Source organism: Paenibacillus kobensis NBRC 15729, assembly GCF_004000825.1.
Classification (GTDB): Bacteria; Bacillota; Bacilli; order Paenibacillales; family Paenibacillaceae; genus Paenibacillus_T; species Paenibacillus_T kobensis.
In genome coordinates this window covers 84819-109570 of the sequence record NZ_BILZ01000012.1, presented here as the reverse complement: position 1 = coordinate 109570, position 24752 = coordinate 84819, and the positions used below count along the sequence as shown (strand labels likewise).

Annotated in this window: 20 protein-coding genes, 1 tRNA gene and 1 pseudogene; 16 read left to right on the top strand and 6 right to left on the bottom strand. The window is 52.6% G+C overall.

Annotated elements, in window-relative coordinates; genetic code table 11:
* The 7 genes and pseudogenes from PKO01S_RS10140 to PKO01S_RS10110 all read left to right on the top strand — a co-directional run.
* The coding region (locus PKO01S_RS10140; protein ID WP_281278840.1) for an SbcC/MukB-like Walker B domain-containing protein at nucleotides 1–1916 on the top strand (1916 nt) is incomplete at its 5' end.
* Nucleotides 1917–1932: 16 nt separating this feature from the next.
* The gene (locus tag PKO01S_RS10135) at nucleotides 1933–2445 is read left to right on the top strand and encodes a YcxB family protein (protein ID WP_127531217.1); all 513 of its coding nucleotides are present in this window, start codon (nucleotides 1933–1935) and stop codon (nucleotides 2443–2445) included.
* A 325-nt stretch (nucleotides 2446–2770) separates the two neighbouring features.
* Nucleotides 2771–6658, top strand: a complete 3888-nt coding sequence (locus PKO01S_RS10130; protein WP_127531216.1) for an endo-1,4-beta-xylanase — start codon at nucleotides 2771–2773, stop codon at nucleotides 6656–6658.
* A gap of 195 nt (nucleotides 6659–6853) precedes the next feature.
* Complete coding sequence (gene cysK / locus PKO01S_RS10125) at nucleotides 6854–7792, top strand: cysteine synthase A (protein ID WP_127531215.1); 939 nt, start codon at nucleotides 6854–6856, stop codon at nucleotides 7790–7792.
* Between the two features lie 92 nt (nucleotides 7793–7884).
* A tRNA-Thr gene (locus PKO01S_RS10120) sits at nucleotides 7885–7960 on the top strand.
* A 145-nt stretch (nucleotides 7961–8105) separates the two neighbouring features.
* Nucleotides 8106–9062, top strand: a complete 957-nt coding sequence (locus PKO01S_RS10115) for a 3'-5' exoribonuclease YhaM family protein (protein WP_127531214.1) — start codon at nucleotides 8106–8108, stop codon at nucleotides 9060–9062.
* A 135-nt stretch (nucleotides 9063–9197) separates the two neighbouring features.
* Nucleotides 9198–9476 (top strand): annotated as a pseudogene (locus PKO01S_RS10110) (iron chelate uptake ABC transporter family permease subunit); the annotation flags it as partial.
* 113 nt (nucleotides 9477–9589) lie between these two features.
* On the opposite strand, the gene yhbH reads toward PKO01S_RS10110, so the two are convergent.
* Complete coding sequence (gene yhbH / locus PKO01S_RS10105; RefSeq protein ID WP_127531212.1) at nucleotides 9590–10753, bottom strand: sporulation protein YhbH; 1164 nt, start codon at nucleotides 10751–10753, stop codon at nucleotides 9590–9592.
* A 249-nt stretch (nucleotides 10754–11002) separates the two neighbouring features.
* Between yhbH and PKO01S_RS10100 the strand changes: the two genes are divergently transcribed.
* Together PKO01S_RS10100 and PKO01S_RS10095 are read left to right on the top strand one after the other, a co-directional pair.
* Nucleotides 11003–11395, top strand: coding sequence for a DUF423 domain-containing protein (locus PKO01S_RS10100; protein WP_174818560.1), 393 nt, complete (start codon nucleotides 11003–11005; stop codon nucleotides 11393–11395).
* 181 nt (nucleotides 11396–11576) lie between these two features.
* Nucleotides 11577–13475, top strand: a complete 1899-nt coding sequence (locus tag PKO01S_RS10095) for a putative bifunctional diguanylate cyclase/phosphodiesterase (RefSeq protein WP_246070518.1) — start codon at nucleotides 11577–11579, stop codon at nucleotides 13473–13475.
* Nucleotides 13476–13550: 75 nt separating this feature from the next.
* Here PKO01S_RS10095 and PKO01S_RS28755 read toward each other — a convergent pair whose 3' ends face one another.
* The 3 genes from PKO01S_RS28755 to PKO01S_RS10085 form a co-directional block, all read right to left on the bottom strand.
* The gene (locus PKO01S_RS28755) at nucleotides 13551–13697 is read right to left on the bottom strand and encodes a hypothetical protein (RefSeq protein ID WP_164779557.1); all 147 of its coding nucleotides are present in this window, start codon (nucleotides 13695–13697) and stop codon (nucleotides 13551–13553) included.
* A 1-nt stretch (nucleotide 13698) separates the two neighbouring features.
* On the bottom strand, nucleotides 13699–14688 hold the full coding sequence (locus PKO01S_RS10090; protein WP_127531211.1) for a hypothetical protein: 990 nt from the start codon (nucleotides 14686–14688) through the stop codon (nucleotides 13699–13701).
* 80 nt (nucleotides 14689–14768) lie between these two features.
* Nucleotides 14769–15347, bottom strand: coding sequence for a hypothetical protein (locus tag PKO01S_RS10085; RefSeq protein WP_127531210.1), 579 nt, complete (start codon nucleotides 15345–15347; stop codon nucleotides 14769–14771).
* 193 nt (nucleotides 15348–15540) lie between these two features.
* Here PKO01S_RS10085 and PKO01S_RS10080 point away from each other — a divergent pair, with 193 nt between their 5' ends.
* On the top strand, nucleotides 15541–15846 hold the full coding sequence (locus PKO01S_RS10080; RefSeq protein WP_127531209.1) for a YunC family protein: 306 nt from the start codon (nucleotides 15541–15543) through the stop codon (nucleotides 15844–15846).
* A gap of 126 nt (nucleotides 15847–15972) precedes the next feature.
* Here PKO01S_RS10080 and mtnA read toward each other — a convergent pair whose 3' ends face one another.
* Entirely contained in the window at nucleotides 15973–17037 is a 1065-nt protein-coding gene (mtnA, locus tag PKO01S_RS10075) for an S-methyl-5-thioribose-1-phosphate isomerase (RefSeq protein ID WP_127531208.1), read from the bottom strand.
* A gap of 2 nt (nucleotides 17038–17039) precedes the next feature.
* Nucleotides 17040–18251, bottom strand: a complete 1212-nt coding sequence (mtnK, locus tag PKO01S_RS10070; RefSeq protein WP_127531207.1) for an S-methyl-5-thioribose kinase — start codon at nucleotides 18249–18251, stop codon at nucleotides 17040–17042.
* Between the two features lie 231 nt (nucleotides 18252–18482).
* Here mtnK and PKO01S_RS10065 point away from each other — a divergent pair, with 231 nt between their 5' ends.
* From PKO01S_RS10065 to sufB, 6 genes are all read left to right on the top strand, one after another.
* Nucleotides 18483–19061, top strand: a complete 579-nt coding sequence (locus PKO01S_RS10065) for a DUF1802 family protein (RefSeq protein ID WP_127531206.1) — start codon at nucleotides 18483–18485, stop codon at nucleotides 19059–19061.
* Between the two features lie 244 nt (nucleotides 19062–19305).
* Nucleotides 19306–20085 (top strand): Fe-S cluster assembly ATPase SufC, encoded by a 780-nt coding sequence (sufC, locus tag PKO01S_RS10060; RefSeq protein WP_127531205.1) that lies wholly within the window; start codon nucleotides 19306–19308, stop codon nucleotides 20083–20085.
* A 22-nt stretch (nucleotides 20086–20107) separates the two neighbouring features.
* Nucleotides 20108–21415 carry a Fe-S cluster assembly protein SufD gene (gene sufD / locus PKO01S_RS10055; protein ID WP_127531204.1) on the top strand — a complete coding sequence of 436 codons (1308 nt, stop codon included), beginning with the start codon at nucleotides 20108–20110 and terminating at the stop codon, nucleotides 21413–21415.
* Nucleotides 21412–22638: a cysteine desulfurase gene (locus PKO01S_RS10050; RefSeq protein ID WP_127531203.1), complete on the top strand. Its 1227-nt coding sequence runs from the start codon at nucleotides 21412–21414 to the stop codon at nucleotides 22636–22638. Before sufD ends, PKO01S_RS10050 begins: the two co-directional genes overlap by 4 nt.
* A complete protein-coding gene (sufU, locus tag PKO01S_RS10045; protein WP_127531202.1) occupies nucleotides 22625–23050 on the top strand; it encodes a Fe-S cluster assembly sulfur transfer protein SufU in 426 nt (141 codons plus the stop codon). The genes PKO01S_RS10050 and sufU overlap by 14 nt, the downstream gene beginning before the upstream one ends.
* 91 nt (nucleotides 23051–23141) lie before the next feature.
* Entirely contained in the window at nucleotides 23142–24539 is a 1398-nt protein-coding gene (gene sufB, locus PKO01S_RS10040; protein ID WP_127531201.1) for a Fe-S cluster assembly protein SufB, read from the top strand.
* Nucleotides 24540–24752: the final 213 nt, after the last annotated feature.

The following is a 24752-nucleotide window of genomic DNA, read 5'->3' as shown; positions in this document are numbered from 1 at the left end:
GGACGCTCGCCGAGCGGCGCGCCGAGGCGGAGCGGCTGCTGGCCGCAGAGCGGGCGCTCGCGGCGAAGCTGCAAGAGACGGAGCAGGCGCTCGCGCGGCTCCGTGAGGAGAAACGCGAGTCCGCCGAGCGCATAGCATCGGCGGATGCGGAGACGGCGAAGCTGCCGGAGCTGCTGGAGCAGCTTGCGAAGCTGCGGGACAAGCACCGCATTCTCGGCGAGCTGGCCGAGGCGGAGCGGAAGCTTGGCGATCTGTCCCGCGCGGAAGCGGAATTTACGGCGGGAGTGAAGCGCCTGCGAGGCGAGCATGACCGGCTGGAGTCGGCCTGGCTCGAAGGCCAAGCGAGTCTGCTCGCTGTACATCTGCATGACGGCAAGCCATGTCCGGTATGCGGCAGCAGCGAGCATCCGGCGAAGGCAGTGCCTGCCGGAGAATTGCCTTCCAGGGAATTGCTGCAGGCGAAGAAGGAGCAACTGCAGGCGGCTGAGCGCGAGCTGAGCGCCGCGATGGCCCAGGCAGCTGCCGAGCGGGAACGGCTTGATAGTCATAATCATCATTGGAATGAATACGGTATAGGTAAGGACTTGCCACTGCATGTACAGCAGACGTCGACGCTGGAGGAAGGTAAGCGGTTAAAGCAGGAGACCGAACGGCTGAAGACGGTCCGCGAGGGACTCGCTTCGTTACGGGATCGCGCGGCGTTAACCGAACGGCAGTTGGATGCGCATCAGCGGGAGAAGGACGTTCTGTCCGAGCAATTGCGGGAGCATACGGTCGAACGGAGCGCCAAGCAGTCTCGTCTCGAGACGGAACTTGAAGCGATCGAGGAGCCGCTGAGGACGCCGGAACGGCTGACAGCCCGGCTGCAGGAATGCAGCGGACGAGCGGCGGCGCTCGCGGCTTCCTGGAAGCAGGCGGAGGAAGCGCTGCAATCGGCGGCGACCAGGCTTGCTGAGCAGCGCGCGGCTGCCGCGCAGCTGGTCGAGACAGCTGCGGAAGCGGACAAGGAGTTGGAACACGCTTCGGACCGTTTTGCAGCGGAGCTTGCGAAGGACGGTTTTGCGGGCAAAGAGGAATACATGGCGGCGAAGCGGCCCGAGTCTGTCAGAGCGGCGCTCCGCGAGCAAGCGGACAGCTGTCGTGCCGCATCGGCATCTGCAGTTGATGCGGTCGTGCAATTGGAACGCGAGCTGGAGGGCCAATCGCAGGTCGATACTTCCGCGATCGAAGCATCGTTGACGCTCGTTCGCAGCGAACTGGAAGAAGCGCTGCTCGCGCTGCAGACGGCGGACCGATATGCGGAAGCAGCCGAGCGTCTTCGCGCGTCGATAGCTCAAGCGGCTGGACAATGCGCAACCTTAGAGGGACAGCTGGAGAAGGTTGCCGATCTTTATCAGATGGTGAAGGGCGACAACGCGCTGAAGATGTCCTTCGAGCGGTATATTTTAATCGAATATTTGGACCAGATTCTGCATGCGGCGAATGAACGGCTGCGCGGATTGTCCGACGGCCAATTCGTCCTGCTGCGCAGCGACCGCCTGGAGGCTCGAGGCAGGCAGAGCGGCCTGGGCCTTGATGTCTATGATGCCTATACCGGCCAGAACCGCGACGTGAAGTCGTTGTCCGGCGGCGAGAAGTTTAACGCATCGCTGGCGCTGGCGCTCGGGATGACCGATGTGATTCAATCGCATCAGGGCGGCATCTCGATCGAGATGATGTTCATTGACGAAGGCTTCGGCTCGCTCGACGAAGAATCGCTAGGCAAGGCGATCCTGACGCTGGTCGATCTGCAGAAGGCCGGCCGAATGATCGGCGTCATCTCGCATGTGCAGGAATTGAAGCAGGCGTTCCCGGCTGCAATTGAAGTGAGCAAGACGAAGGAGGGCCACAGCCGGGCATCGATCGTTCTGAAGTAGGAGGAATCGGCTGCCGATGCACAACGACGTGCGTTATCCTATTTTTCGCTATACGTTGTCGCTGGAAGATTACCGGCATTTTAACTTTCATCATAATCGGACGCTTGCTGTTCTATTGCTTATGCTTTACTTCGTCTTATTCGTCGGAACGGCGTTCATTGCCGGTGCGGAAGGCAAGCAATCCTATGCGGTTGTACCGATGGGAATGCTGGTCTGTTCCGTTATTGGAGCTATAATGTGGGGGAGCCACCGGTGGCAGACTTGGCGTTCATTCCGGTCTAATCCGTTCATTCGCCAAGAGCATACGATTGAGTGCGGCTCCGCCGGCATGCGGGTGCTGACTTCATCCAACGATCTTACGATACGATGGAAGGAAATGACGAAGATTGTCGAATTCCCTCGGCAGTACGCGGTCTTTATAGCCAATCACCAAGGGTTCGTTATCCCGAAAACGCATGTTGATCCAGGAGCCTTCCGCCGGATGCTCGAGCTCCATATTCCTCAAGATAGAATCAAGTTTAATGCGTAATAGAAGGCTGCGCCTTTGTTAGAAAGCCGAGTCCGGTTCGCCGGGCCCGGCTTTTTTGCACTCTCGTATCATCGTATCTTATATTGGATAACCATTGGAATTAGCTGGAACAGTCGCTGGCGATGCTCTCTTAAAGCTTCCAAAAATTATACCAATTTTCGACTTCGTATTAAAAAAGTAAAGTACAATCTTTAGTTCCTCTGGTAAAAGGATTTTGGGAAGCGCGATATAATCGAATGTAGGAAAGGGGGACTAGTCCGAGAAGTAAAATGAAAGCGCATTAATTGGTTTTAAATTATACAATACTTCGGAGGGGATCCACTAAATGAGCAGAAAACTTAAACGAGTTATCTCGATGCTGCTTGCAGCAGCTTTGCTAATTCCGACCGGCTGGCTCGCCAATGGCACGACGCAAGCGGCAGCGGCGGCAGCAACAGATACAGTATACCATCAGGATTTTTCATCCGGCAGCGTTAACAAAGAAAAAGTGAACGGCAGTGCGCATACGTCGTTCGTAACCGGCAAAGTATTTGCCGGCAATGATGATGGAGCAGCTATGTATGTAGATAACAGAACTCATGGCTATGATGCGATTGATCTTACATTTGCCGATCTTGGCTTAGTAAATGGCCAGAAGTACACGTATACCGTAACTGGTTATCTTGATAGCACTGTAACTCCTGCAGGGAAAAGTATGGTTGTTCAAACAGCTGGAACAACTTATTCACTTGCTTATGCTAGCGCCCCTATGGTAGCTGGTTCTGCTTTCACGATTACGAAGGAATTTACGATGGATTCGAGCCAAGATAAGGTCATCCGCATTCAAACAGATGAATCCAATGATCCAGGTACTTATGTACCGTTCTACATCGGAGATATTCTCATTATGACACCGCATAAAGAAGCGGGGCCGAAGGAAATTCTGCACGATACGTTTGCAACTGCTTCGGTCAAAGGAAAGGCAAATGGAGCGGCTCAGCTGTCGTTGGTAACGAACCAAGTGTTTAACGGCAATGCTGATGGCACGGCTGTATTAGTGGGCAACAGAGCAAACAACTGGGACGGGGTTGACTACACCTATGCTGATCTTGGTCTTCAAGACGGGCATACGTATACGGTGACTACTTCGGTCTACGTCGATGCGAATACGACTCTTCCATCCGGCACGCCACAATTCTTGCTTCAGAGTGCTGAGAATGACTATGGCTACATTTATGTAAGCAGCAATATGGTTGCAGGCGGCGCTGCGACATTAACGAAAGAGTTTACCTACGATGCCTCGAACGCCTCTACTCGCATCCGTATTCATACTAACGATGCAGGTGCAACTGTACCGTTCTACATTGGTGACGTATTGGTCACTGAGAAGGTGACGGAAGCCAGCAACGTAGTAGCTTCGGTCGATTTTGAGAATCAATCGGATGGGGGATTCGTTGGCAGAGGCAATAAAGAGACTCTGACCGTAACGAATGCAGAGAACCATACGACCGGCGGGCAATACGCTTTGAAAGTCGAAGGCAGACAAGATACTTGGCAAGGACCTTCGCTTAATATTGCGAGTATTGTAAAGGCGGGTTATGAATACAAAATTTCTCTATGGGCGAAGCTGAGTTCTTCTTCCAACGCTACACTCAGGTTGTCTACGCAAATCGGCGGTGACACTTATGTGACACTGCAATCTGCATCAGTAACGCCAACTAGCGGATGGGTTAAGCTTGAAGGTACTTACCGTTATTTCTCGAACAGCGCTGTGACGATTTATGTGGAGTCCGGCAACAAGAACGATACGTTCTATATTGACGATGTCTCCATCGAAGATACAGGCTCCGGTCCAATTATTTTGCAATCGAACGTTACACCACTCAAAGATGCATATGCAAACTTATTCCCAATCGGCACGGCGATTGTGACTGACGATGTGGAGAACGTAAGAAACGACCTTCTGAAGATGCACTTTAACATCGCAACGGCAGGCAATGGCATGAAGCCAGATGCACTGCAGGGTACCAAAGGGACCTTTACCTTCGATAGCGCAGATGCAATGGTAAATAAAGTGTTGTCCCAAGGCATGCAAATGCATGGTCACGTATTGGTATGGCATCAACAAACGCCTGCTTGGATGAATACAGTTAATGGTGATGGCAAAACTCCTCTGACCCGTCAAGAAGCGCTTGATAATTTGCGCACACATATTACGACGGTAATGGGGCACTTCCAGAATAAGGTAGTATCATGGGACGTTGTCAATGAAGCGATGAATGATAATCCTTCTAATCCTTCTGACTATAAATCGTCTTTGCGTGATGCCCCTTGGAAAAAAGCAATCGGCGATGACTACGTTGAACAGGCATTCCTGATTGCTAGAGAAGTGCTTGATGCTCATCCGGATTGGAATATCAAGCTTTATTACAACGATTACAACGAAGACAATCAGAATAAAGCAACTGCCATTTATAACATGGTCAAAGATATCAACGACAGGTATAAAGCAGCGCACAACGGCAAGCTCCTGATCGACGGTGTTGGTATGCAGGCTCATTATAATACCTCTACCAAAGCGTCCAATGTTGAACGTTCCCTCGATCTGTTCCTTTCCTTGGGCGTTCAAGTCAGCATCACCGAGCTTGATATTATGGCTGGCAGTAACTATGTCTTAGCCGATGCTGATTCTAAAAAACAAGCTTATCTGTATGCGCAGGTAATGAAAATTTTCAAAGATCATGCTAAGGCAGGAAAAGATATCGGACGTGTTACTTTCTGGGGCGTGGATGATGCAACGAGCTGGAGAGCAGAGAATAATCCATTGCTGTTCGATAAGAAGCTGCAAGTGAAGGAAGCTTACTACGCTGTTATTGACCCAGATAAATATTTGAGTGAGCATCAACAAACGGCAACTGAAACAAGAGTATCGACTGCAGTATATGGCACGCCTGTCATTGATGGTACAATTGATTCGATCTGGAATAATGAGAATATACCTGTATTGCCAATTGATCGTTATCAATCAGCTTGGCAGGGAGCACACGGACAAGCGAAAGCGCTGTGGGATGATCAGAATCTGTATGTTCTGTTCCAAGTCACGAACGCTGAGCTTGACAAATCAAGCACTGCTGCACATGAACAAGATTCCGTTGAAATATTCGTGGATCAGAACAATGGAAAAACGGCTAGTTATGAAGCAGATGACGGTCAATATCGCGTCAACTACGATAATGAAAAGTCGTTTAATCCAGCTAAAATCTCTGAAGGTTTCGATTCCGCTACGGTGCTTGACGGAACCAACTATACCGTTGAAGTTAAAATTCCATTAACTGCTATTACACCTGCCAATGATACGACGATTGGCTTTGACGTACAGATCAATGACGGTAAGGCTGGCAGTCGTCAAAGCATTGCATCGTGGAATGACGTGACAGGCCAAGGCTGGCAAGATACGTCAGGTTATGGCGAGTTGACTTTGTCCGGCAAAGTTCAAAGCCCTACTACTCCAGATCCAAATCCGAATCCATATATTCCTGGTGGACCTACACCAAAAGATCCAGATCCTAAGGATCCGGTAACGACCGACCCTGGAACGACAGATCCAGGTACAACACCAGGCAACGGTAGCAACGGCAACGGACCGAAATTCAAGGACGTGCCAGCTAACAACTTTGCTGCAGCTGCAATCCAGCGCCTCGTTGAGCTCGGCATCATTAACGGCGTTTCGAGCGACTCGTTCGCTCCGAAAGAAGATGTGAAACGTTCGCAGCTCGTCGTTATGCTCGTTCGCGCACTCGGACTCGAGACGAATGCGAATGCTGGTTCTCCATTTGCGGATGTACCAGCAAGCCGCAGCGACGCTGCAGCAATCGCAGCCGCGGTTGAAGCAGGTCTGATCAACGGCGCGAACGGAAGCTTCCGTCCGAACGATTCGATGACTCGCGAAGAAGCAGTCGTTGTCCTGATGAGAGCGTTCAACTATGCAGTCAAATCACTCGGTATTGACGCCAGCTCACTGGCAACTGTGGATGCAGCAGCATTCAAGGACGACGCTTCGATCTCCAAATGGGCATCGGAGAATGTTGCATTGGCAGTATCGCTCGGTCTTGTAACAGGCGATCCATCGGGCAAATTCCGTCCGCAAAGCGAAATCTCGCGTGCTGAAACGGCCGTTCTGGTCGACCGCGTGATTACGCTGCTGACGAAATTGCAAGCAGGAAGCGCTAAGTAATCTCGCAATATCAAGGCAACTCGAAGAAGGCTTGTCCGCATCGGTGCGGGCAAGCTTTCTTTGTTGTTTCCGTTCATACGGATTGCGCTGTCCGGATATGATATAGAAGATCGATTTTCGCTAACAGATAATGTAATTAGTTGAAAACAAAGCATGCCGCCCGGATGTTAATCGGATGGCACTGGAGGAGATCGTATGAGTCGCATTGCAAACAATTTAACCGAGTTGATCGGCCGTACTCCGCTGCTTCAGCTTACTAATTACGCGAGCCAGCTTGGGCTGGAAGCTTCGATCGTAGCGAAGCTCGAATACTTTAACCCGGCTGGCAGCGTGAAAGACCGGATCGGGTTCGCGATGATTAAAGATGCCGAGGAGAGCGGCAAGCTGCACCCGGGCTCGGTCATTATTGAACCGACCAGCGGCAATACGGGTATCGCACTCGCATTTGCCTCTGCTGCACTCGGATACCGGCTTATTATTGTGCTGCCGGAATCGTTCAGCTTGGAGCGCAGGGCGCTGATGAAGGCGCTCGGGGCGGAGCTTGTGCTGACGCCGGCATCGGAAGGGATGAGAGGCGCCATTAATAAAGCGGAGGAGCTGAAACAGCAAAATCCGGGCTCATACATTCCTCAGCAGTTCGAGAACAGCTCGAACCCGGCCGTTCACCGCCGCACGACGGCGGAAGAAATATGGGCTGACACGGACGGCGATCTGGACGTATTCGTCGCTGGCGTCGGTACAGGCGGAACGATTACGGGGGTCGGTTCTGTATTGAAGGAACGCAAGCCGTCCATTCACGTTGTGGCTGTGGAGCCTTCCGATTCGCCGGTGTTGTCCGGGGGCAAGCCGGGTGCTCATCGGATTCAAGGCATTGGGGCTGGCTTTGTTCCCGGTGTGTTCCAGCGGGAGGTTGTAGATGAGATTATAACGGTTTCTTCGGAAGAGGCATACGATACGTCTAGGAAATTGGCGAGACTGGAAGGTTTGCTGGTCGGCATTTCGTCTGGCGCGGCCGTGTATGCAGCGGCACAGTTGGCGAGGAAGCCGGAATATAGAGGCAAACGGATCGTCGTTATTTTACCGGATACGGGAGAGCGCTATTTGTCTTCCGGACTATACGGCGCTGTAGAATAATTTTTTCGACAAAAAACTCAATGATAAAGGTTGACTTGCTCCGGACAAAGGTGTATTCTATAAAAGTCGCTTCTGACGAAACAATCACAAGCGCTGATGTAGCTCAGCTGGTAGAGCAACGCATTCGTAATGCGTAGGTCGGGGGTTCGAATCCCTTCATCAGCACCATATGAACAAACCACGCGATCCGCTAGGATCGCGTTTTTTTGTGCGAACATACAAGCTAGATTTGCCAACCTATGATTTACGAGTCATCATAACGGCATCTCGTAGTATAATAGAATTATCGAACGTAAAATGATGGAGGACTGGCATGACGCAAATCAAGCAATTAGTAAGCTCGGATGAGTTTACAGGGTTTTATTTATTGAAGGAATTAGATATAAGACAGACGAATGCGACGCCGCCCAAAGATTATTTTGATATCGTAATTTGTGATTCAACCGGGCAATTGTCAGCGAAAATGTGGGACGTATCATCGACGGACAAAGAAACGTTTTTCCCAATGGGGCTTGTGAAAGTGCGGGGCATCGTGCAGACGTACCGTGAACGCCTGCAGGTCAAAATCGTTCAGATGCGCCCCGCGCTACCTGAAGATAACGTGTCGATTACCGATTTTATCCGTTCAGCTCCGATTCGGCCCATTGACCTCGTTCACACGATCAAACAAGCGGCTTCATCCGTTACCGATCCGGAAGTGCGTACAATCGTCGAATATTGTATCGGCAAAGCAGAGGACAAGCTCATGCATTATCCGGCAGCGAAGACGCATCATCATGCTTACTATGCGGGGCTGGCGTATCATATTGTAAGAATGCTTGAACTTGGCGAATTCGTCTGCCGGCAGCGTCCGTTCTTGAATGCGGATATGCTGAGGGCGGGCATTATTCTGCATGACGTAGCCAAGACAGAAGAAATGACGGCCCAGCTCGGCGTCGTATCCGACTACAGCGTCACCGGCAAGCTGATCGGCCATATTGCGCTGGCATCGTCTTGGATTACGGAAGCGGCCATTAAGAATGACTTGCCGCTTGATTCGGAGCGGGTCATCGGGCTGCAGCATTTGGTGCTGTCACACCATAATACGGGCGAATGGGGAAGTCCCGTACAGCCTCAGACGGCGGAGGCTGTTGCGCTGCATTATATCGATTCGCTGGATGCGAAGCTGCAGATGGTTGAGGATGCGCTCGATTCGACGCCGGATTCGGAAGCATGGACTCCTGTTATTCGGGGGCTCGATAATAAAGCGGTATACCGGACAAAGCCGTAACGTTAATATATGCTCTAATTGATAGGATGTTGACCGCGGTTCGGTAACGGTTAGCGCTGCATAGTCACGCGCTGCCGCTGCCGGACCGCGATTCATTTTTGAGCGAATGCATAGCGCCATTAAGTTATGGATGGGCTCTTTGCTGCCGCTGCGCTTGCGGGCTCTTGTGTCGCGGTGGGCGGGGGCATCAATTTCGTCGGTTTATTAGGTCCGCATCTAGCCCGTGTGCTGGTCGGTCCGAAGCATCAACTGCTGCTGCCGACGAGCGCATTCATCGGCGCGCTGCTTACGCTAGTTGCTGATACGATTGGCCGCGTCATACTGATACCGGAGATGGAGATGCCGACCGGTATTGTCGTAGCTGTAATTGGCGCTCCGTACTTCTTGTATTTGTTGGCGAGAACAAAAGCCTAGCCTATTGAATAGGCGAAGCGTAAGAAGCCTCCAGAATAGCCGCTCGATTGCGGCCGTTCTGGAGGCTTCAGTGATACTGGACGGGAGTCAATCCGGGACAGGCCTGATCTGCTTTAGCCTGGCACTTGATCTCTTTTGCGGAAGAAGGACTTCAAGGCATTATACACTTCCGTCTTCTCCCGGATGACATGGTACATGAAATGCGGGAATTGAATGTGCTTATAGGCGGACATGAGCGTACTCGAACGGTTGTATTGATTCACTTCTCCGTATCCGAACAGGTTGGCTCTCTTGAGCAGTTCACCAATCAGCTTGACACACCGCTCGTTATCGCTCGTCAGATTGTCGCCGTCGGAGAAGTGGAATGGATAAATGTTGTACATATTCGGCGGATACCGGCTGTCGATAATTTCGATCGCTTTAATGTAGGCGGAGGAGCAAATCGTGCCGCCGCTTTCGCCGCGGGTGAAAAATTCTTCTTCCGTTACTTCCTTCGCCTCCGTATGGTGAGCGATGAACACAAGCTCGACTTTCTCATATTGGTGGCGCAGGAAACGGGTCATCCAGAAGAAGAAACTTCTCGCGCAATACTTTTCGAACGAGCCCATACTTCCGGAAGTATCCATCATTGCCAATATTACGGCATTTGATTGCGGTTTGACGATTTCCTCCCACGTCTTATACCGCAGATCGTCAGGCGAGATATGATGAATGCCCGGCTGTCCGCTCGTCGCGTTGCGCCGCAAGTTCTCCATTATCGTCCGTTTTTTATCGATGTTGGACATAATGCCTTTCTTGCGGATGTCGTTGAACCTGACTTCCTTCGTCTCAAGCTGGTCGCGGTCTTTCTGCTTCAAGAACGGGAGCTCCAGCTCTTCGAACAGCATCGCTTCCAGCTCCGCCAGGCTGATCTCCGCTTCGATGACGTCCTCGCCAGGCTGATCGCCGGCCCCTTCGCCCTTCCCGGGACCTTGTGCCGCTTGCGGATCAACGCCGAGCACGTCGCCCACTTGGCTGTCGCCGTCCCCTTGACCGACATGTTTGTTCTTGTTGAAATTGTATACGATCCGGTATTCGTCGAGACTTCGGATCGGTACTTTGATGACTTGTTTGCCGTCGGACATGACGATGCTTTCCTCGGATACGAGATCGGGCAAGTTCTGTTTGATCGCTTCCTTCACCTTCTGCTGGTGGCGTGCTTGATCCTGGTAGCCTTTCCGGTGCAGCGACCAATCCTCGCGGGATACGATGAATAGAGGATCATGCTTGGAACTCATACCGGGACACCTCCTGTCTATAGCGGATCGATAACGTATGGATAGGGCACGTTTCTCGATATGGCCTCTTGCTCCTAACTATATTCAAGCAAGGGGACGGTTATGAGGGCGTATGTCCTCAGCCGTTTGATTGCTCTGCCCGGAACGCCACTGTTCTGTAACGGCTATTGTTAAGAAGCGAACAGTTGCTGTGCTATAATGAAGCGATAAACATGTGAAGTAGATATCAGCTTCGGAGGGATGAATTGAATGAGCGGGAAAGTGAACAAATACGGCGCATTCGGTGCTCTGCATGCGCTGCTGGCGGTGGCACTCGGCGCATTTGCGGCGCACGGGTTGAAGGACATGCTGGACGAGGACATGCTTACCATATTCGAAACGGGAGTCCGGTACCATATGTACCACGCCCTTGGTCTATTAGCTGTTGCGGCGTTGGCGGGCCGGTCGGACAACTCCAGACTGATGCTAAGAGGCGCGATGCTGCTTCATATCGGCATATATATTTTTTCGGGCAGCTTATACGTACTCAGCTTAAGCGGCGTTAAAGTGCTCGGAGCCATTACGCCGATCGGCGGCGTCTTGTTCATTGTGGGGTGGGCGATGATCGCAATCGCTTTGTGGAAGGGCCGCAAGGCTGAATAGGGCACCGGATAGAGCGCAAGAGCGGGGATCGACAATTGCGCTCTATTTTTGACGTCTAGTTCGACACAACCTAGCAATTTTTTCTATCGCGATCCGAATCATTCGTATATAATAGAACCATTAAACATTGATCGTTATTCGCAACAATGTATGAATATTCGGGTAGAGGAAGGTCATTCATTTGACGAGTCGGAACGAGACGCCTAAGACAAACCGGAATAGCTTCGATCTAAACGGCAATCGCTCCTTGCAATGGCTGTTCGTTAGCGTATGGTGCGCGGCAATCGTTGCAACGTTGTCCGCCGTGATGTTCGTCTTTCGGCAGCAATCGATGTATGCGGGGTGGTCTAGTGCTGCAACTGCCGTGATCGGTACTGCTGCAGTCGTACTACTACGCAAGACGTTGCGCGAGCGGCGGCGGTACGAGGCGGCCGCATTGGGTATCCGCCATAACCCGCTGCCATTCATCGAACTGGACGCTGAGCTTCGAATAACGCAATTGAACGCGGCAGCTGCGGAATCGCTCGGGTACTCCGGGGATACGCTGCAGCCGGTTGGCGAGCTGTTCGAACGGTTCGTGGAACCTGCGGATCACCGCGTTTTATCGGACAATGCCAAGCTTGCGGGGAACGGGATGAAGTCGCAGCTGTCGATCGGAATTTGTCCCTTATTCGGCGGGCAGACGCAATGGCGGGCGACTTTCGCTCCTTCCGGACCGATTGGTAGCGGGGGAACCGTCGGCTGCATCCTTATTGCGCAGGATTTAAGCGAGACGAAGCGGCATCATGAACGCATTCGTCATATGGCTTATTATGACGATTTGACCGGCTTGCCGAACCGCAGGCTGTTCGTTGAGCGGCTCGGGCAGATGCTTGAGGATTGCGAGGCAGCGGGGCGCGTCGTAACGGTCGCGCTGATCGATATCGATCATTTCAAACATATCAATGCTTCATTCGGTCATAGCTTTGGCGACATGCTGCTGCTGCAAATCGCCGACAGGCTGCAGAACGGCCGCAATGTGCAGCAGTTCGTATGCCGGATGGAAGGCGATAAGTTCGGGATTATCTTTACCGATGAGAGCGGGGGACAGCAGGCGAACGAATGGCTGCTGGAGCTGCTCCGAATGATTGAAGAGCCGTTCGAGCTGCAGGGCGTGCCGATTCATGTGTCGGCTAGCGCCGGCTATTCAACGAGCAAGCAAGAGTCTGACGACTGCGACCGGCTTCTGCGCAACGCCAATCTGGCGTTGATTAAGGCGAAGGAAAGCGGACGGAACGACTGCATGGCGTACTGCGAGGAGTGGGACGAAGCGTCGTTGGCGCGTCTTCGCATGCAGCACGATCTGCGGAAGGCTGTTGTGAACCGCGAATTTTTCCTTCATTATCAGCCGCAGTTCGATATGCTGACGGGCAAGATAGTCGGCGTCGAGGCACTGCTTCGCTGGCATCATCCGGAACGCGGATTAATTCCGCCGTCCCAGTTCATTCCGCTTGCCGAAGAGAGCGGCATTATCGTTCAGATCGGCCAATGGGTGCTGGAGGAAGCTTGCCGGCAGAACAAGGAATGGCAGGATGCGGGACTAACGCCGATTCCAGTATCGGTCAATCTGTCGATGCGCCAGTGCTGGCAACCGAATTTTCCCGAAATTGTCGCTTCCGTATTGAGCAACGTCGGCCTGGAGCCGAGGTATTTGGAGCTCGAAATAACGGAGTCGATGACGATGGATACGGCGAGACTGACCAGCTGTCTCGTTGCGTTGAACGAGCTTGGCATTAGCATCAGCATAGACGATTTCGGAACAGGATACAGTTCATTCAGCTATTTGAAAAACTTCCCCGTCGATCGGTTGAAGATCGACCGGTCGTTTGTCAGCGAGATTGATCAAGATCCTGACGATGCGGAGATCGTCGCAGCGATCATCGCCATGGCGCACAACTTGAATGTGCAAGTCATTGCGGAAGGCGTCGAGACTGCGCAGCAGGTGCACTTCTTGAAGCTGCACCGGTGCGAGAAGATGCAAGGCTACTACGGAAGTCCGCCGGTAACAAGTGAGCGTATAGCGGAGATGCTTGCCGCATAATGAAACAACGGAGCTGTCCCCATCGTCATGGTTGTCATGACTTTGGAGGCAGCTCCGTGTTTTTTAAGTGAGGAATTACCGTTTAGAGCCGCGCTTTAGGATTGTATCAAGAATACTTTCCCGTTTCTGTTTTCGTTCATCCATAATGACGTCTTGGCTCTTATAGACGAATGGAGCCGGTTTACGGGGAAGCGGGATCACGTTGGGTTTCTTATCTTTCATACTAGCTCCTCCTGCGAGTAAGAGTAGTATGAATTGTGCCCGATCGAGTGGGATATATACAAAAAAGCCCTCCGCTACTATACGGAGGGCACTTATTTAACCTAGCTTCAGCGTCATCATTGAGCGCAGCGTGCACTGCAGCGTATTTGCGAGCTGTAGAGGAATCAAGGCTCAAACGATCCGGACTCGCCCCGGTCGTTCCTTTGTCGGCAATCAACTCGAGTGTACGGTCGACTATTCGATAGAGGGAAAAGCCCGTCACGAAGTCCAGATCGTGCAACTGCAGCTTGCCGTTGATCAAACGATACAAATTCTCGTTTATTTTCTTAATCAATCCGACCAGATATGTCACCGTCTGATCAGATGTCCTCAGCTCACCCTCAAGATATTCGATGGCTTCCCCTTGATCTTTGCTTTTCTGAAGAAGAGTTTCCATTGATTCTCGAAGAATCCGCTCTTGGTTCTCGGAGTAGCCAATCAATCGGTCGATATGACCGGAAGCATCCGTTCGGGTGATTAGGATATCGAAGATTCTGGCTAATCCATTAAAAGTAAAGTCCGGCTTCTCGACAAGGTGAGCCCAGAACGCATAATCGGCCGGCCGCTTTTGCTTGTACACTTCTACATGAAACTCCGGGCTGCCAATAACGCTCATTTTGCCTATGTACCACTTCACAATCCCGTAATAAGCTGCTGTGCTAAGCAGGATGCATCCGAGAATGATAGACCATAGAGGGAAGTGACTATATTTCCCTGCGGCGAAACCGGCAATAATCGGGCCGATCACCGGGAGAGACGCCCATTTAATCGAACTGATGATTTTAAAATGCTTGGCATTCGCAATAATCAGCGTGACGGGCGAGAACCATGCCGTCTTTCGCCAAGGTTTTCCATTCTGCACGCGCATTTTGCTAATAACAGGATCGAGCTTCCCCTTCACATCATCCAGGTAGGCGTGATAATTGACTGGTGCGTTGAATTCTGGCTCCATTGCGGCAACCCTCCTGATCCTATATTACCAAAAAAAGAGCCGGTTCTTTAATGAACCGGCTCTGCTGAGCGATCTCTATGCTAGATCGAGTAATCGTCAATCTCGTTCAGTTTGAACGTATATACCTGCTTCTCGTCGACATGATAGACCGTAATTAATGAGGCCTCTTCATCCAAGTTGATGATTCGTCCCGGAATGTTCAACGAGACGCCTAATCCTTTGTTGATTCTGAGCCGGATCAGCTTATTCTGCGACATATATTCCCGGAATTGAGCAGCGATCAGAGCGAACGGGTTCGCAGGAGTTTCAGCCGCTGCTGCTGTGGAACGGCTGGCTGTTTTGGCAGAACTGCTGGACGACGATTGCGATGAAGCGGATTTCGACTTGGCAGTCTGTGTGTGCGGAGGAACCGCTTCTTCAGCAGAGCCTGCGGACGATCCGTTCTTTACAGATTTGGATGGGGAGCTGACAGTTGCTTGCTGCTGCAGTTGATCGATCAAACGTCCCAACTCACTGCCGGACAGTACACGGAAGTCAGGAAACCCGCCGTTGTTCAACACATGAAGCAGTTGCTCGAGCGCCTTTGCGTTCGTGTCTCCTTCAACAAGTATTTCTACTTGAAAAAGATGGGTCTTAAGTCCAGTGCTCTTGAGAGACATATAATTCCTCCGGCCTTGATTGATTATGATACTAATATACCAGATGATAGGCACATGGGACAACAAAATGAATGCGTTGTCATATAGGAAAAAAGAAACGTAGGCGCACAGCAGCACCACCTAAAATAGTGTGCATATAGTGAGGTAGGCAATACCGCCAGATCGATATTGAAGGAGGGGAGTCGGGAACCTTATGATGCGTATGGTCCCTTACGAACTGGATAACGGGCAAACGGTTATCGGCGTTGAGGTGAAGCTCCCGAAGACGACGCTGCTCGCCTGGATGACGGATAGAGGTTATATTATGTGCGGCGCTTTGGATGTGGGCTTGCTCAATCGCGATCTTGCCGACCGCGGCATATTGGCAGGCAGAGCGGTAGGCGTTCGCACGCTGGAGCAGTTGATGGAGGCGCCGCTCGAGTCGGTCACGACGCATGCCGAATCGATCGGTATCCATCCGGGCATGACCGGCAAGGATGCGCTGCTGTTGTTGTCCTAATGACTCAGAACAATTCACTATGCAGCAGCAATCGAAATCAATAAAATAAAGCCTCTGCTTCAAGCCGTTAAGATCATACGGCTTAAGGCAGAGGCTTTGATGGTTAGTCGAAGTCGATCGATCGGATTAATGCTCGAACAGCTTCTTCAAATTGACGTTGAACGGCGGTTTAATGATCCCTTTCTCTGTAATGATCGCCGTCACATACTCGTTCGGTGTAATGTCGAAGGCCGGATTGAACACTTTGACGCCTTCCGGCGCAGTCCGTTTGCCGAAGCCTTCCGTAATTTCTTCCGCATGGCGCTCTTCGATCGGGATGAGATCGCCGCTAGGCGTGTTCAGATCGATCGTGGAGAGCGGGCAAGCGACATAGAACGGTATGCCGTGCGCTTTCGCCAGGACGGCAACGCTGTACGTGCCGATTTTGTTCGCGACATCGCCGTTCGCCGCTACGCGGTCCGTGCCGACGATGACGGCGTTAATCCAGCCCTTAGACATGACCATTCCGGCCATATTGTCGCAAATAAGGGTCACGTCGACGCCGGCTTGTTGCAGCTCGAACGCAGTCAGGCGGGCGCCTTGGAGAACAGGACGAGTCTCATCCGCGAACACTTTCAAGTTGATGCCTTGTTCCTTCGCGAGATAGAACGGCGCCAGTGCCGTACCGTATTTGGCCGTTGCCAATCCGCCTGCATTGCAGTGCGTCAACACGCCCATGCCGTCTTCGAACAGCTCGAGCGCATGTACGCCGATCAGACGGCATGTTTCTTCGTCCTCGCTTTGAATCGCGATGGCTTCGTCCAACAGTGACTGTTTTAAGCTCTCAAGCGAGCCTCCTTCGGCAACGAGCTGAGCGGCGCGTGCTTTCATGCGGTCCAGCGCCCAGAACAAGTTGACGGCGGTCGGACGGGAGGTCGCTAAGTAATCGGCAGACTTGTTGACCGCCCCAAGCCATTGCTCCGGTGTACCTTCGGCATCCCGGGAGCCTAGAACGACGCCGTATGCGGCTGCAATGCCGATTGCAGGAGCGCCGCGGACGGCAAGATGTTTGATGGCGTCCCATACGCTCTCCGACGTGCGGAGTTCCAGATATACGACTTCGCCCGGAAGCAGCCGTTGGTCCAGCAAGTCGAGATGCGTCGTGGCCCAAATGACCGATTGAAGACCTGCATATTGCGAAGCGGTAGTCATGCTTAGAATCCTTCTTTCTTTACAATGTCAATCACGTGCTCGATCGAATCGGCTTGGCGGTTCGTTCGGATCAGCTCTGTGCCGACTGCCAGCGCAAGACGCTGCGCTTGCTCGCGAACGGCTGCGTCCGGAATTTTGTCAATGTCGGCTACGTGTGCAAGTCCGTATACGCGGCGAACCATTTTACAACCGGCGAACCCGATCGTATCTTGAAGGAGACGCTTCATATAAGCATCCTGATAACCTGGTGCGGACGCGGCTAAGCGATCAACGCAGTGATCGTTCCATAATGCGCGGAATTTCGTTTCGAACTGGTTCCATATGCTGCGGACCATCTCCAACAGATCGCTGCGGAAACGTGCGCGGGCATCGGCGTCCGAACTCCAATGCGCTTGGCCGGCAAAGTTAAGCAGCAGATTCGCAAGTAACGCGCCGATATCGAAGCCCATCGGACCATAGTAGGCGAATTCCGGATCGATCACTTTCGTCGATTCAGGCGTTGCGAAGATGCTGCCGGTATGAAGATCGCCGTGCAGCAGCGCCTCGGCGCGGATGAGAAACTTCTCGCGAAGCAGCGCAACTTCGCAATGAAGAGCGCCATCCTGCCAGATTGATTCGATAGCGTCTTGAATTTCGGCAGGGATGTCATTTGTATCTGCATTCGTGTAAGGATGATCGAATATGAGCTCTTCCGTTATTTTGCACAATTCCGGGTTAATGAAATCACGCACGAGCAGCTTCTTCTCCTGCTGGTTCATGCCCAGATCGGACGTGAAGAACAGCGTGTTCGCCATGAACGTCGAGATATGATCGGCGAACAACGGGTAAGACGTACCTTCCATCAGTCCGCGGCGCATAATGACATGGCTGCTGAGATCTTCCATAATGGTTAGCGCGAGCTCTTTATCGTAACGGTATACATGCGGTACTAGGCCCGGCGCAAGCTTGCCCTGCAAGATGAGCGCTTCGCTCTCGATACGGGCGCGGTCAAGCGTTAGAGGCCACGATTCGCCTACAACCTTCGCGTAGGGCAAAGCCTGCTTCATAATAAGGCTGCGGCCACTGGCCGGGTCGGTGATGTGGAAGACGAGGTTGAGATTGCCGTCGCCGATTTCGCGCGATTGCAGCGCAGCACCTTCCGGGAAGACGCCTTCGATAGATCGTGCGATCTCGATCGCTTCCTGCTCCGTTAATGGATGATACGTTGTCGTCACTGCAGAACACCTCCGTGATGAGTAAGGATAATTATGTCTTATAGGTTAACGGGACAGGTGCCCGCGTGAGCTGCCGTCCTTCTTACGTTGGACCATGAGCGATAGTCTGAATCACCTTACTCAGTATACTGAAATATGTTTCGCGTTGGAATAGCTTATTGGTATAATGGGGGATGGACTGCAAGGCTACTGTTGGCGGTATGATTGAACAGGGTAAGGGGGATACATATTATGGTAGAGACTAGTCAACCGGTCGCGCTCAAGGAATGGGCGGTCACCGTTCAATCGCTGGCAGCCGGCGAGTTGATCGTCGTGATGCGCAAGGGCGGCATCATCGAAGAAACGCGCGATTTTCGCCTGCTTCGGCCAAGCTTTTATTTGATGCCGGCATTCGAGCATCAGCGCGAGGAGCTATTGAAAGAATCGTATCAAGGCCGGATCGCTGGGACGCTTGAGGGGTGGTCGCGCGATGCGGAGTCGATGACGCTGAATGCATACGCGGAAGCGGTCGAAGATATTGAAGTGTACGACAGCGAGACACTTGACCGCATATTCGGCGAGCATATATGGACTGAAACCTTCGCTGAAGAACGACTGAAGTGGAAGAAGAAAAATCCGCTGCATGTCTTGCTGCTGCGCGTGTACAAGCTGGATCACCCGGTGGAAGTGCCGATGCGTCCTGCGTACACGGGGTGCAAGTCGTGGGTCGTACTCGAGGACGGCGTACCGGCAACGGGGATGACGCCGGTGCTGTCGGATGAGCAGTTCGAACAAGCGGCAGACCGAATCCGTGAGCTTCTTCAGGGCTGAAGTTTAAAAAAAAATTAGCCTTCATGCAAGCTTCATGCGGCTTCTATGAAACGCACATTGATTTGTAAATAAACTTATAATAAAATAATTATTGAGAATCAATGATAATCAGACTAGCTTGTACGTTGTGTGTTTCTCGCTAAGTCGGCATGGCTTCGAATCCCTTTCGACCTGAATGCGCGTCTAGTGAGTGGACAGCCACAACTGGAAGATATTTCTCAACTATTTGGAAGGAGCGGCATACATGTCGACACAATTCGTCATCAACGACCTGAAAGCGTCGGTTGAAGGTAAAGAGATCCTGAAAGGCATCAATCTTGAAATTAAAGGTGGAGAAATCCACGCGATCATGGGTCCGAACGGTACGGGTAAAAGTACGCTCGCATCTGCACTGATGGGTCATCCTAAATATGAAGTAACGGGCGGCACGGCGCTTCTGGACGGCGAAGACATTCTGGAGATGGGCGTCGATGAGCGCGCACTTGCAGGTATGTTCCTTGCTATGCAATATCCGAGCGAAATTACGGGCGTTACGAACTCCGACTTCCTGCGCAGCGCGATCAACGCCCGCCGCGGCGAAGGCAACGAGATCAGCCTGATCAAATTCATCCGCCAAATGGAAGGCAAGATGAAAGACCTCGAGATGAATCCTGAATTCGCACACCGTTACCTGAACGAAGGTTTCTCCGGCGGCGAGAAGAAACGGAACGAAATTCTGCAAATGATGCTGCTCGATCCGAAACTGGTTATTCTCGACGAAATCGACTCCGGCCTCGACATTGACGCACTGAGAATCGTATCGAACGGCGTGAACGCAATGCGTTCCGAAGACCGCGGCTTCCTTGTTATTACTCACTATCAGCGTTTGCTGAACTACATCAAGCCAGACTTCGTACACGTTATGATGCAAGGCCGCATCGTGAAATCCGGCGGTCCTGAACTGGCAGAACGTCTTGAGAACGAAGGCTATGACTGGGTGAAAGAAGAACTGGGCATCGTAGACGAAACGGTCGGCCAGGCTTAATCGGAGAAGGGGGCATTCGAGCATGAGCATTCAATTATCGACTCCCGTTAACCGGCAAGCTGCCGAGGCATTGTCGCGAAGCAAGGGAGAACCGGAATGGCTGACAGCGCTGCGCGCTGAAGCAGCAGAGTTGGCGGAGACGCTGGCGCTGCCGAAAGTGGAGAAAACAAGAATCGACCGCTGGAACCTGTCGGCGTTCGGTCAATATAAAGCGGCACAACCGGTAGCACAGCTAACGGAACTGCCGGAAGATGTACAAACGCTTGCCGCGAATGCGGAAGCTGGACTGCTCGTTCAACGCGGCTCCGGCTCTGTGTACGCGAAGCTGTCCGATGAACTGAAGGCGAAAGGCGTTATTTTCACCGATCTGGAGACGGCTGCGCGCGAGCACAGCAACCTGGTTCAACCGTATCTGCATACGGTCGTGCCGAATAACGAGGACAAATTGACGGCGCTGCACGGCGCGCTGTGGAACGGCGGCGTGTTCGTATACGTTCCGAAGAATGTTGAAGTTGAAATTCCGCTGCAAGCGGTTCTGTTCAACGATGATGCGGACGCGGCATTCGCGCCTCACATTCTGATTGTGGCGGATACGCACAGCCGCGTGACGTACGTCGACAACGTCGTGACGACAGGCGCTGCAGCATCGGCGGCAGCGGTTCATCATTCAATCGTCGAGATCGTAGCTAAGGCTGGCGCGCAAGTCAATTTCGCTTCCATTCATAACATGAGCGGCGAAGTGGTTGACCTGTCGATCCGCCGTGCAACGCTCGACAACGATGCCCGCGTGGAATGGGTTATCGGCGATCTGAACGACGGCAACACGCTGTCCGATACGAAATCGCTGCTGAAAGGCAACGGATCGACGTCCGATTCCAAAGTAATCAGCATCGGCTCGAACGCGCAGAAGATGAGCTTGACGACGCAAGCGGTTCATTGGGGCCGCAGCTCCGACAGCCAAATGATTACGCGCGCAGTAATGCGCGACGAAGCAACGGCTATTATTAACGGCATTACGAAGATCGAGAAAGGCGCAACGAAAGCGAACGGCGAGCAGACGGAGAAAGTGCTCATGCTCAGCCCGAAATCGCGCGGTGACGCTAACCCGATTCTGCTGATCGACGAGGACGATGTGACAGCAGGTCACGCAGCAAGCGTAGGCCAAGTTAACCCGGAGCAGGTATACTACCTGATGTCGCGGGGCATTTCCAAGAAGGATGCGGAACGGCTCATCATTTACGGTTTCTTGGCGCCGGTTGTATCGGAGGTTCCGATCGACGCCGTCCGTGAGCAGCTTCAGCGTCTGCTCGAAAGGAAGCTGGAGGCATGAATGTAAATGCGATACGGGAGCAATTCCCGATATTGCATCAAGAGATAAACGGGCATCCGCTCGTTTACTTAGACAGCGCGGCGACTTCACAGAAGCCGCGTTCCGTCATTGATGCGATAACACGCTATTACGAAATGGACAATGCCAACGTTCATCGCGGCGTTCATACGCTCGGCTCGCGCGCAACGGAAGCCTATGAGGGCGCCCGCGCAAAGGTTGCAGCATTCCTGAACGCAGCAAGTGAAGAAGAAATCGTGTTTACACGCGGTACGACAACAGCGATTAACCTGGTTGCAAGCAGCTATGCCCGCTCGGTATGCGGCGAAGGCGATGAGATCGTCATTACGCCAATGGAGCATCACAGCAACCTCATCCCGTGGCAGCAAGCGGCGAAGGCGACAGGCGCGACGCTGAAATATATTCCACTGCAGCCTGACGGCACGATTACGCTAGCCGACGTGGAAGCGACGATAACGAGCCGGACGAAAGTCGTCTCGATGACGTATGCATCCAACGTGCTTGGTGTTATCAACCCGGTAAAACAGGTCGCAGAGATTGCACACCGCAACGGTGCCATTATGGTCGTTGACGGCGCGCAAAGCACACCTCATCTGAAGGTGGATGTCCAGGATCTTGGCTGCGACTTCTATGCGTTCTCCGCTCACAAGATGTGCGGTCCTACCGGCATGGGCGCCCTGTACGGCAAGAAGTCACTGCTGAACAAGATGGAGCCGATCGAATACGGCGGCGAGATGATCGACTTCGTCGAACTGTATGAGTCGACATGGAAAGATGCGCCGACGCGGTTCGAAGGCGGAACGCCTCTTATCGCAGGTGCTGTTGGCTTAGCGGCTGCTATCGACTTCTTGCAGGAAATCGGACTGGATGACATTCACCGGCATGAGCAGAAGCTTGCTGCCTACGCCTACGAACAGCTGTCCGAGATCGAGGGCATTACGATCTATGGTCCGAAGCAAGGACGCGTCGGGCTCGTAACGTTCAATCTGGATGACGTTCATCCGCATGACGTGGCGACGGCTCTTGATTCTGAGGGCATCGCGGTTCGCGCGGGCCATCATTGCTGCCAACCGCTTATGCGCTGGCTGAATGTGAGTTCAACGGCACGGGCAAGCTTCTATTTGTACAATACCGAGGCAGAAATCGACCAACTGGTCGGCTCGCTGCTGCGGACAAAGGAGTTTTTCGGCCATGCAATTGGATGATTTGTATCGCAGAGTCATCATGGACCACTACAAAAATCCGAGAAACCGCGGTACGATGGAGCATGAGTCGGTTACGATTAACTTGAACAACCCAACCTGCGGCGACCGCATTGCGCTGCAACTGCAGGTGGAAGAGGGCAAAGTGATCGACGCGAAGTTCAGCGGCGAAGGCTGCTCAATCAGCCTGTCGTCGGCATCCATGATGACGGAAGCTGTCAAAGGCAAGACGTATGAGCAAGCGCTGGAGCTTGCGGATCGTTTCTCTTCCCTGATGAAGGGCGAGCCGGTCGAGTTCGATGAGCTGGAAGATATCGAAGCGCTGTCCGGCGTGAACAAGTTCCCGGCCCGCATCAAGTGCGCGACACTGTCGTGGAACGCACTCCGCAAAGGGATCGAGCATCAGCAGCAATAATAATTGTTGAATAGCGCCTGGGTTGGCTTGGACTGGGCTGAAGATAACGACAGCAATTGTCATAACTTTTTATAAGGAGGCGTGATCAGCCATGGCGAAGAAAATGCCAGAGATGGAAGAGTATAAGTATGGCTTTCGCGACGAGCATAAGGCGATATTCCAATCCGGTAAAGGATTGACGCCGGAGATCGTTCGCACGATTTCGGAAATGAAGGGCGAGCCGGAATTCATGTTGAACTTCCGTCTGAAATCGCTCGAGCAGTTCAACAAAATGCCAATGCCGCAATGGGGCGGCAACATGGACGATCTTGATTTCAACGACATCCAATACTACGTTAAGCCTTCCGAGAAGCAAGGTAAAACGTGGGAGGAAGTACCGGCAGAAATCAAGGAAACGTTCGACAAGCTCGGTATTCCAGAAGCGGAACAGAAGTTCCTCGCCGGCGTATCGGCTCAATACGAGTCCGAAGTTGTTTACCACAGCATGCAGGAAGATCTCGAGAAGCAAGGCGTTATTTTCACCGATACGGACACGGCGCTTCGCGAGCATCCAGAGCTGTTCAAAGAATATTTCGGCACCGTTATCCCGCCGGCGGACAACAAGTTCGCAGCGCTTAACAGCGCAGTATGGTCGGGCGGCAGCTTCATCTACGTGCCAAAAGGCGTGAAGTGCGAAATTCCTCTTCAAGCTTACTTCCGGATCAACTCGGAAAACATGGGCCAATTCGAGCGTACGCTCATCATCGCGGACGAAGACAGCTTCGTGCACTACGTAGAAGGCTGCACAGCGCCTGTATACAGCACGAACTCGCTGCATAGCGCGGTCGTTGAGATTATCGTCAAGAAGAACGCTCGCGTTCGTTACACGACGATTCAGAACTGGGCACCGAACATCTACAACCTCGTTACGAAGCGCGCCGTTGCGGAAGAAAACGCGACGATGGAATGGGTCGACGGCAACATCGGCTCCAAGCTGACGATGAAATATCCTGCGGTTGTCCTTAAAGGACGCGGCGCGAAAGGCATGGTATTGTCGATCGCGGTTGCAGGCAAAGGCCAGCACCAAGACGCAGGCGCGAAGATGATCCACCTGGCACCAGATACGACGTCGACGATCGTGTCGAAGTCGATCTCCAAGCATGGCGGCAAAGTAACGTACCGCGGCCTCGCTTCGTTCGGACGCAACTCCGAAGGTTCGAAGGCGAACGTCAAGTGCGATACGCTCATTCTCGATAACGAGTCGACGTCGGATACGATCCCGTACAATGAGATCCTGAACGACAACATTACGCTCGAGCACGAGGCAACGGTATCCAAAGTGTCCGAGGATCAGCTCTTCTACCTGATGAGCCGCGGTCTGTCGGAAGCGGAAGCGACGCAAATGATCGTCATGGGCTTCATCGAACCGTTCACGAAAGAACTGCCGATGGAGTACGCGGTCGAGATGAACCGTCTCATTAAGTTCGAGATGGAAGGTTCGATCGGTTAAGGTGTACCATGCAAGCCCCTCGCCGGATGGCGGGGGGCTTTTTGCTTTATTGGGAGAATGGTCAGCTGGCGCTGCGCGGACGGCATCACGGCTACGATCGCTGTTGTTGCCGGATTGTTAATGAATATGTAAGACCGTGAATCGGTTACAATCCGTCAACAAAGGCGACCGCTGACGCTTCTTCGCTCGTGATACCGCCCGCTCCGCTGGCGT

Excerpts from the sequence above, each read along its gene's own strand:
- PKO01S_RS10130 (WP_127531216.1), top strand. The coding sequence starts at position 2,771 with ATGAGCAGAAAACTTAAACGAGTTATCTCGATGCTGCTTGCAGCAGCT.
- sufC (WP_127531205.1), top strand. The coding sequence starts at position 19,306 with ATGTCGACACAATTCGTCATCAACGACCTGAAAGCGTCGGTTGAAGGT.
- PKO01S_RS10090 (WP_127531211.1), bottom strand. The coding sequence starts at position 14,688 with ATGGAGCCAGAATTCAACGCACCAGTCAATTATCACGCCTACCTGGAT.
- PKO01S_RS10100 (WP_174818560.1), top strand. The coding sequence starts at position 11,003 with ATGAGCGGGAAAGTGAACAAATACGGCGCATTCGGTGCTCTGCATGCG.
- PKO01S_RS10050 (WP_127531203.1), top strand. The coding sequence starts at position 21,412 with ATGAATGTAAATGCGATACGGGAGCAATTCCCGATATTGCATCAAGAG.
- mtnA (WP_127531208.1), bottom strand. The coding sequence starts at position 17,037 with ATGACTACCGCTTCGCAATATGCAGGTCTTCAATCGGTCATTTGGGCC.
- PKO01S_RS10080 (WP_127531209.1), top strand. The coding sequence starts at position 15,541 with ATGATGCGTATGGTCCCTTACGAACTGGATAACGGGCAAACGGTTATC.
- sufD (WP_127531204.1), top strand. The coding sequence starts at position 20,108 with ATGAGCATTCAATTATCGACTCCCGTTAACCGGCAAGCTGCCGAGGCA.
- PKO01S_RS28755 (WP_164779557.1), bottom strand. The coding sequence starts at position 13,697 with ATGAAAGATAAGAAACCCAACGTGATCCCGCTTCCCCGTAAACCGGCT.
- PKO01S_RS10085 (WP_127531210.1), bottom strand. The coding sequence starts at position 15,347 with ATGTCTCTCAAGAGCACTGGACTTAAGACCCATCTTTTTCAAGTAGAA.
- PKO01S_RS10135 (WP_127531217.1), top strand. The coding sequence starts at position 1,933 with ATGCACAACGACGTGCGTTATCCTATTTTTCGCTATACGTTGTCGCTG.
- cysK (WP_127531215.1), top strand. The coding sequence starts at position 6,854 with ATGAGTCGCATTGCAAACAATTTAACCGAGTTGATCGGCCGTACTCCG.
- PKO01S_RS10065 (WP_127531206.1), top strand. The coding sequence starts at position 18,483 with ATGGTAGAGACTAGTCAACCGGTCGCGCTCAAGGAATGGGCGGTCACC.
- yhbH (WP_127531212.1), bottom strand. The coding sequence starts at position 10,753 with ATGAGTTCCAAGCATGATCCTCTATTCATCGTATCCCGCGAGGATTGG.
- PKO01S_RS10115 (WP_127531214.1), top strand. The coding sequence starts at position 8,106 with ATGACGCAAATCAAGCAATTAGTAAGCTCGGATGAGTTTACAGGGTTT.
- sufB (WP_127531201.1), top strand. The coding sequence starts at position 23,142 with ATGGCGAAGAAAATGCCAGAGATGGAAGAGTATAAGTATGGCTTTCGC.
- sufU (WP_127531202.1), top strand. The coding sequence starts at position 22,625 with ATGCAATTGGATGATTTGTATCGCAGAGTCATCATGGACCACTACAAA.